The 6076-nt window shown below is 64.0% G+C and carries 6 protein-coding genes; all 6 read right to left on the reverse strand.

Annotated features, from left to right (window positions below):
* Positions 1 to 7: 7 nt before the first annotated feature.
* Positions 8 to 601, reverse strand: coding sequence for a hypothetical protein (locus G495_RS0112900; protein ID WP_028588148.1), 594 nt, complete (start codon positions 599 to 601; stop codon positions 8 to 10).
* Positions 602 to 611: 10 nt separating this feature from the next.
* A complete protein-coding gene (locus tag G495_RS0112905) occupies positions 612 to 2186 on the reverse strand; it encodes a phage tail protein (RefSeq protein WP_028588149.1) in 1575 nt (524 codons plus the stop codon).
* Positions 2186 to 3595, reverse strand: a complete 1410-nt coding sequence (locus tag G495_RS0112910) for a baseplate J/gp47 family protein (RefSeq protein ID WP_028588150.1) — start codon at positions 3593 to 3595, stop codon at positions 2186 to 2188. The genes G495_RS0112905 and G495_RS0112910 overlap by 1 nt, the downstream gene beginning before the upstream one ends.
* A gap of 99 nt (positions 3596 to 3694) precedes the next feature.
* Entirely contained in the window at positions 3695 to 4612 is a 918-nt protein-coding gene (locus tag G495_RS0112915; RefSeq protein ID WP_028588151.1) for a GPW/gp25 family protein, read from the reverse strand.
* Complete coding sequence (locus G495_RS0112920; protein WP_028588152.1) at positions 4612 to 5502, reverse strand: hypothetical protein; 891 nt, start codon at positions 5500 to 5502, stop codon at positions 4612 to 4614. The genes G495_RS0112915 and G495_RS0112920 overlap by 1 nt, the downstream gene beginning before the upstream one ends.
* Positions 5503 to 5514: 12 nt before the next feature.
* Positions 5515 to 6076, reverse strand: a 562-nt coding sequence (locus G495_RS0112925) for a YfaP family protein (protein ID WP_028588153.1), incomplete at its 5' end; no start/stop codon positions are given.

Here is a 6076-nt window from a genome sequence, read left to right on the forward strand (position 1 = left end):
GGCCTCCTTAGAGAATCGGGTTTTCCGTGCCGGTCAGGCGCAGTTTGATGTCGAGTTTGTTTTGCACCGGCGTGCCCGGGAGCACGGTGCAGCGCCGCCAGAAAGACAGCGTCTGCGGGAAGGCCTTGTCACCGAGATTGAGCGGTGCGCCCTGAGTGGCGGTGTCGAGTCCGGCCTGGGTCAGGGCCAGGCGGTACCAGACCGATTCGTCAGTGCCGGTCTCATCAATGGGATCGAGCACCAGACCGGTGTAGTCGTAGCCGGAATAGACGGTCGACCCGACGTCGTGCGCGGCCGGAACAGTGTTGGCCACGCCCCGCTGCACGGTGAGATTGGCGGTGCCGCCGCCGCTTTCGACGAGCATCTGCTCGCCGTCGATGATGATGAGTTCGCCGTCGGCAAAGCACGGTTCGGCCAAGGCGATGGAGGTCTGCGCCGCGTCGATGGCCGAAGCAAGGCCCGTCTGCTCGTTGGCGACATAGAGTTGCCGATCCTTGATGTCGCCGTCGGTACCGTTGTAGCTCTCGGCCTCGGGGCGGCTGAAATCCCCCTCGGAAATCTGCTGAGTCAGCCCTTCGTCAAGATAGAGATGAATCGCCATGGGTTCTCCTTCAGGTGGGCCACTGGGTGGCGCGATAATTATTGGTGGCGGCCTCGAACCCGGCCTGCGTCGGCGCGTGCAGATCCTGCTGACGGAACAGCCAACGGTAGGAAGGCCGCGACCAGCGGAATCCGGCCTGGTTGAGGCGCATGCGGCTGACGCGCATGGGGCGGGTCCGATCCACGGAAAGGCGCAGGCCGGTGGTGTTGAGCGGGCTTGCGCCCAGCTTCATGGTCTCAACCCGATGGCGCTGGAGAGAGCCCGTGTCCACGTAGACTTCAAGCGAAGCCCGTTCGCCGGTCAGATTCGCATTGCTCAGATACCGGGTGTTCAGGGTGTTCGCGTTGAGCCGGAACACAGGCCCTCTCCGCCGCCATCGGTCGATCCGGTCGACGGCCAGGGTGACGTCCGCGTCGCAGCCAGCGGTGGAGGCGAGCAGCAGATTGCTGATGCCGCCCTGGTTGGCGGTGAGATCGAGACCTTCGTTGAGCCTGGCGCGGCCAAGCTGAAAGCAGAGGCGGTGCCGGGATTCCAAGGGCAGGCGCAGGTCGTACTTGGCCTCCGCCCGCTCGACCGGTTCCGCCTGCGTGTCGAAAAAGAAATCCTTCTGCCGGAAGCAGTAGCGCAGCGCGGTCTCGCCATGGGTCAGCGGCTTGCGGTTGAGATGGCTCTCACCCAGCCCGAAGCCGCTTTCCAGCACATCGCCTTCGAAATCGCGGCCGGTATAGATGGGCGTGCAGAAGGAAACCCGATCCTCGCCCACGCGGGTGTACGGCAGCCGCCAGTCGTTGAGGGCCTTGTGGTTCAGGCGCATCCGGTTCTGGCGGCCGTGAAAACGGGAAACCTTCACGGCGGCCCGGTCGATCTCCGGGATCATCTCCGTGGTGCTGGTGAGCTGCAGCAGCTCCCAGGCCCTCTGCTTGTTGGTCAGATGACGGCAGGAACCGAGCGAGGAACGTCCGAGGACGAAGGTTTCGTCGAGAAATGCCAATACGATCCTGCGCACGGTGTTGGCGTGCCCGAAGTCGAGCATCGCGCCGCCTTCGATCCATTCCAGGAGGAACTGGAGCCAGAAACAGCGCGTACCCGCCGGGTGGTGAAACACCAGGGCGTCGCGCAGCCCTTCGGTCTGGTTGAGGCACAGCACACGAAACACGCCAAGGCTGAACACCAGCCCGGGCAGCTTGGCGCTGCTGAGTCGGGAACGGGCATTGAGACGCAGAGCCGAGCGGAAGGTCTCCTGCAGTTCCCCCTGCCAACCGAGCGCGTCAAAGTCGCGTTCGATGGCCGGGATGGTGCCCTTGCGGCGATAGATTTCGACCGCCTCCCGCACGCGGCGGCGCTGGCAGTCCGGCGAACAGGTTCCGTCCACTTCGAGGCCAACCAGTCTCGCCAGCAGCGGCAGAAAGCGCTCGTCGCAATGATCGACGTCGAAGATGGTCGGGAAGTCGTCGATAGCCTGCTTGAACTCGTCGAGCGTTCCGGCGGGAAGGCTCAGAAAGGTGCGCAGGTCACCGGCCTCGTCGTTGTGCTCGTAAAGCGGCGGCAGCAGGCCGAGCAGATTGTCTTTGAACCAATCCGACATCAACCGGCCCTCCGCAGATCGAGGTTGACGCTGCCGAGAACCGGGATTTCGCCATGGCGCAGCTCGATGTCCTGCTGCGGCGCGTAGAGATGCATGTGGCTGACCCCGCGCACGCCGTCGATCAGGGCCACCAGGTCGGAGAAGTGAATGGTCTGACCGAAGGAGACCTCGTCGAAGGAAAAGAAATCGGTGAGCGCTGCCTCGATGCGGCTGCGCACGTTTTCCAGCGGTTCACCGGGCCAGATGTAGACCTCGGCGTCGATGGAAACGGGGCGGTAGATCGGATCGAACAGATTGATCTCAACCGTGATGACCTTGCGGCGCTCGAGAAACTCCGCGAGGTCCCGCTTGAGCAGCGCCGAGGGCATGCCGCCGCCATTGGGGGCGATGGCCAGTTGGACGTTGTAATAGCGGATGTTCTGACAGGCATTGGTGTCGAGCACCTTGGCCTTGGCGACGCCGGGGTAACCCTCGGCGAGGGCCTGGTAATCCTCCAGGGTGACGGCCTTCCAGAGACTGCGCAACTCCGCCGGTGCCTGTCGGCGGGCGTGTTCGAGGGTTTCCCGCGAAGCGCCGCCGGTGGCGGGAACCGGGTTGGTGACGGTCAGGGAAACCTGGCCGCCGTCGAGGTAGACCGGGCTCAGCAGTTGGGTGATCCGGTTCGGGCCGAGATTGCCCTGGTCTCCGATGGTCTGCAGATAGCTGACGGTGATGGCGCTTCCCTGAGCGGGTACAGCGCCACTTTGCCCGTCGCCGAAAATCAGGGTAGAGATGTCGAACGCATCCAGGTCGGCCATGAAATGGCGGCTGTCGGCCAGGCTGTCCTGAAAATGATCGACCTCGCTCCAGGCGTCGTCCCCCACCGTAACGGTGATGGTGCCCTGGGCGATGACGTCGCCGGTCAGGCGGATGCGCTGGAATGGCAGGCCCGTCGACGTGAAGGTCTCGGTGCGACGCACGCCTTGCCGGGCCGGGATGTCCGCAGAGAGCACGCCTCGCGGGATCAGGCCGTCCTCGACCGTCTCGAAATCCGCCTCGCCGTCATTCAGCAAGGCGCGGCAGGCCGTCCCCGCCGGAATGGTCAGGTCCTTGCCAAGCGGAGCGGAGAGCCGAAAACGCAGCGTGGTGGTGGAGGCCACCGGCGAATCCAGCCGGTAGCCGATGAGCTTGCAGAGGTTGATGACGTTCTGCCGCTGGCGGGCCGTGGGCAGGAAAGCCTCCGCCGCCTGGGCGTCCAGGTAGTAGGCCAGCATGTCGCCCACGCCGCAGAACAGATCGAGCAGGACGACGCCGAGATCGGAGTGGTTGAAATCGGTCCAGCGGTCGGTGAGCTGCGGGATCTTCGCCAGCAGCTCCTGGCGGATCGATTCGTAATCCTTGTTGATATATCCGATGCTTGCGCGGCCCATGGTCTCTCCGGTTTTCGGCGGTTATGCGAGAGCGCCTGATGCTCTCGCCACGCCGGTTACTTACCGGAAGGGGCCTGGATGTGTCGGAGGCGGGATGCCTCAGAGCGGGCCGCGCAATTGCCAGACGGGATTGGGTTGCCCGGAGGTGTTGTTGAGGTAGTGGGATTCCTTCTTGCCCTCGAAATAGAACAGGCCGATGCGGCCAGGCTCCGACGTGGTGATCCGGTGAGCGGTGCCAGTGGCGTTGTCTTCCGCCTGACTCTGGGTGTCGAAGCCCAGACCGCTCGCGGCCAGATAGAGGGCATGCTCGCTCTGGGGCGTTTCCGTTTCGGGTGCTCCCTCGAAGACCAGGTAATGGCCGTGGTTGTCACCCGGATCGCTGACGATCCACTTGCCGTTACGGTCTTGAAAGGCTCCCTCGATGTAGGCGACTTCGTATTCTCCCGCTGGCCAGATCAAGGAGTCGTCCGGATCGGGGCTCAGCTCGGCCGCGTCGAACCAGAGCAGATTGAACAGCGAGCGCACGTCCGGCGACAGGCGCACGCTGCGCACCGGCGGCGGTTCAGGCTCGGGCTCCGGCTGGGGATAGCTGGGCGCGGGATTGTTCGGGTCTTCTCTGTAGAAGGGATAGACCAGGTTGCCGTCCACCTGGCTCTGGATCACCCGGTAGGCGATATGCACCAGCAGCAGGTTGGCGTCGATGTTCAGCGGCCCGTCGTCGAAGCGCACCTCCGTGATGATCACCCGCTTTTCCCAGCGCTTGATGGCGTCGATCACGTAATGGCGCAGCAGGCCCTTGAGCACCTCGTCGTTCTGTTCGAACACCAGATCCTTCAGCCTGGAGCCGAACTCCGGATTCATGAACCGTTCGCCGATTCGGGTGCCGAGGATCTGCAGGATGCTTTCGCGGATATGTTCGTGCTCCCGCGAGGTGGCGGTCGAGACCTGAGTGCCGCCGGATACCGACTGAAACCGGAACGGGTAACGCAGCCCCTTGCCGAGAAAGTCGTAGCTCATCAGGTACGCTCCTCGCAGTCGATGCCGCACTGTCCCGAGCAGCCATTTTCCGGTGCGCCGTCATCGACGGCTTCTCCCTGGAATCGGACCACCAGGTCCAGTCCGCTCTTGAGTCCAAGATGGATGGTTCCGTCCGCCTCGATCAGTCCGCCGTGGCCGGACTGGCCGCACTGGAATCCCTTGGCTCCGCCGGAAAGCAGACGGACGGCGATGGTTTCGCCGATGCCCTCGATGCGGCCGATACCGATAATGTCGATAGGTCCGGCCGGGTTGATCAGGGTGATGAACCGCTCCCGGTGATCGACGTCGAGACGGGTGCCCTCGGGTAGATCCACCGCGAAGCGTTCCGCGCCCATGGCGGTCGGATCGATCCCGGCGGGCAGTCCGCTGATACCGGCTGCCTCCTGGGTCGCGCTCAGATAGGACTCGACCAGGGTGTAAAGGCGTCCCGGGGCGACCTCGACAGCCGTGCCGGGTCCGGGGGTGACGACCTGCTGTTCCCCGGCGTCGATGACGCAGATTCGCTGATCGTCAGTGGTCCGCAGGATCATGCCGTCGGGCAAGGTGAAGAGCCGGTTGCCGTCCGGCAGATCCCGGGGTTCGGTGCCCGCAGGCAGTTCGACGAAGGGATAGAAATCGGGCTCCGGCTCGACCTGTACCTGATCCAGATACTCTTGCGTCCTGGCCTGCTGTGCTTCCAGATAGGCCTGGGCCTGGCCACGCATCGCCTCCGAGGCGGCGTGACTGGCCTCCAGCAGCGTGCGGATGCCGGAAAGCTCCTCACGGATGCCGGACAGGTGATCGCAGAGCGCCCGCAGCACATACTGCTGCTCGCCGGAATCGGTCTGTTCGATGGTGGCCTGCAAGTCGGCGGGTTCTTCGGAAATCATGGATAACCTCCATTACATGCCGACATTGGCGGGTTGGGATTGATAGCTCATGGCGTTGACCGCCGTCACTGTTCCGGTCGCGCCGTCGATTTCGAACACGGTCCAGACCGTGCCGGGGGCGTTGGGAACGTTGAAGGTCTGCTCACGGCCATCGTTCAAGAACACCTTCACCGATGCTCCAGACTGCGCCAGGCCGGTGCTCGGATTGGCGTTGCGGTTGGTGTAGTCGTGGACCGCGTAGCGGTAGACGCCGGGGATGAGCCGATGGATGGTGATGGTCTCCGGCCCGTAGGAACTGGTGTCGTCCACGTCCAATTCCGCCGCCTCGTTTTCGATGGTGTGGGAATAGAACACATGGAACCTGCCGCCGGATGGCGTCGGTCCGGTGAGATGGGAATCGAGGTCCCGGGGATTCAGGCCCCACTGCAACACGATGCGGGCGACCTGGCCGTCGAGCTCGGGCGAGAGAACGATCTGGATGTCGCCGGAGGTGTTGGGGTCGGCATTCACCCAGCCATGCCAGGCGATGTATCCCGGCGCGGTGACCTCCACGTAATAGAACCCCTCGGGTACG

It is taken from the genome of Desulfocurvus vexinensis DSM 17965 (assembly GCF_000519125.1).
Taxonomy (GTDB): domain Bacteria; phylum Desulfobacterota; class Desulfovibrionia; order Desulfovibrionales; family Desulfovibrionaceae; genus Desulfocurvus; species Desulfocurvus vexinensis.

Coding starts and splice junctions, on each gene's coding strand:
- G495_RS0112905 (WP_028588149.1), bottom strand. CDS start 2,186: ATGTCGGATTGGTTCAAAGACAATCTGCTCGGCCTGCTGCCGCCGCTT.
- G495_RS0112920 (WP_028588152.1), bottom strand. CDS start 5,502: ATGATTTCCGAAGAACCCGCCGACTTGCAGGCCACCATCGAACAGACC.
- G495_RS0112915 (WP_028588151.1), bottom strand. CDS start 4,612: ATGAGCTACGACTTTCTCGGCAAGGGGCTGCGTTACCCGTTCCGGTTT.
- G495_RS0112910 (WP_028588150.1), bottom strand. CDS start 3,595: ATGGGCCGCGCAAGCATCGGATATATCAACAAGGATTACGAATCGATC.
- G495_RS0112900 (WP_028588148.1), bottom strand. CDS start 601: ATGGCGATTCATCTCTATCTTGACGAAGGGCTGACTCAGCAGATTTCC.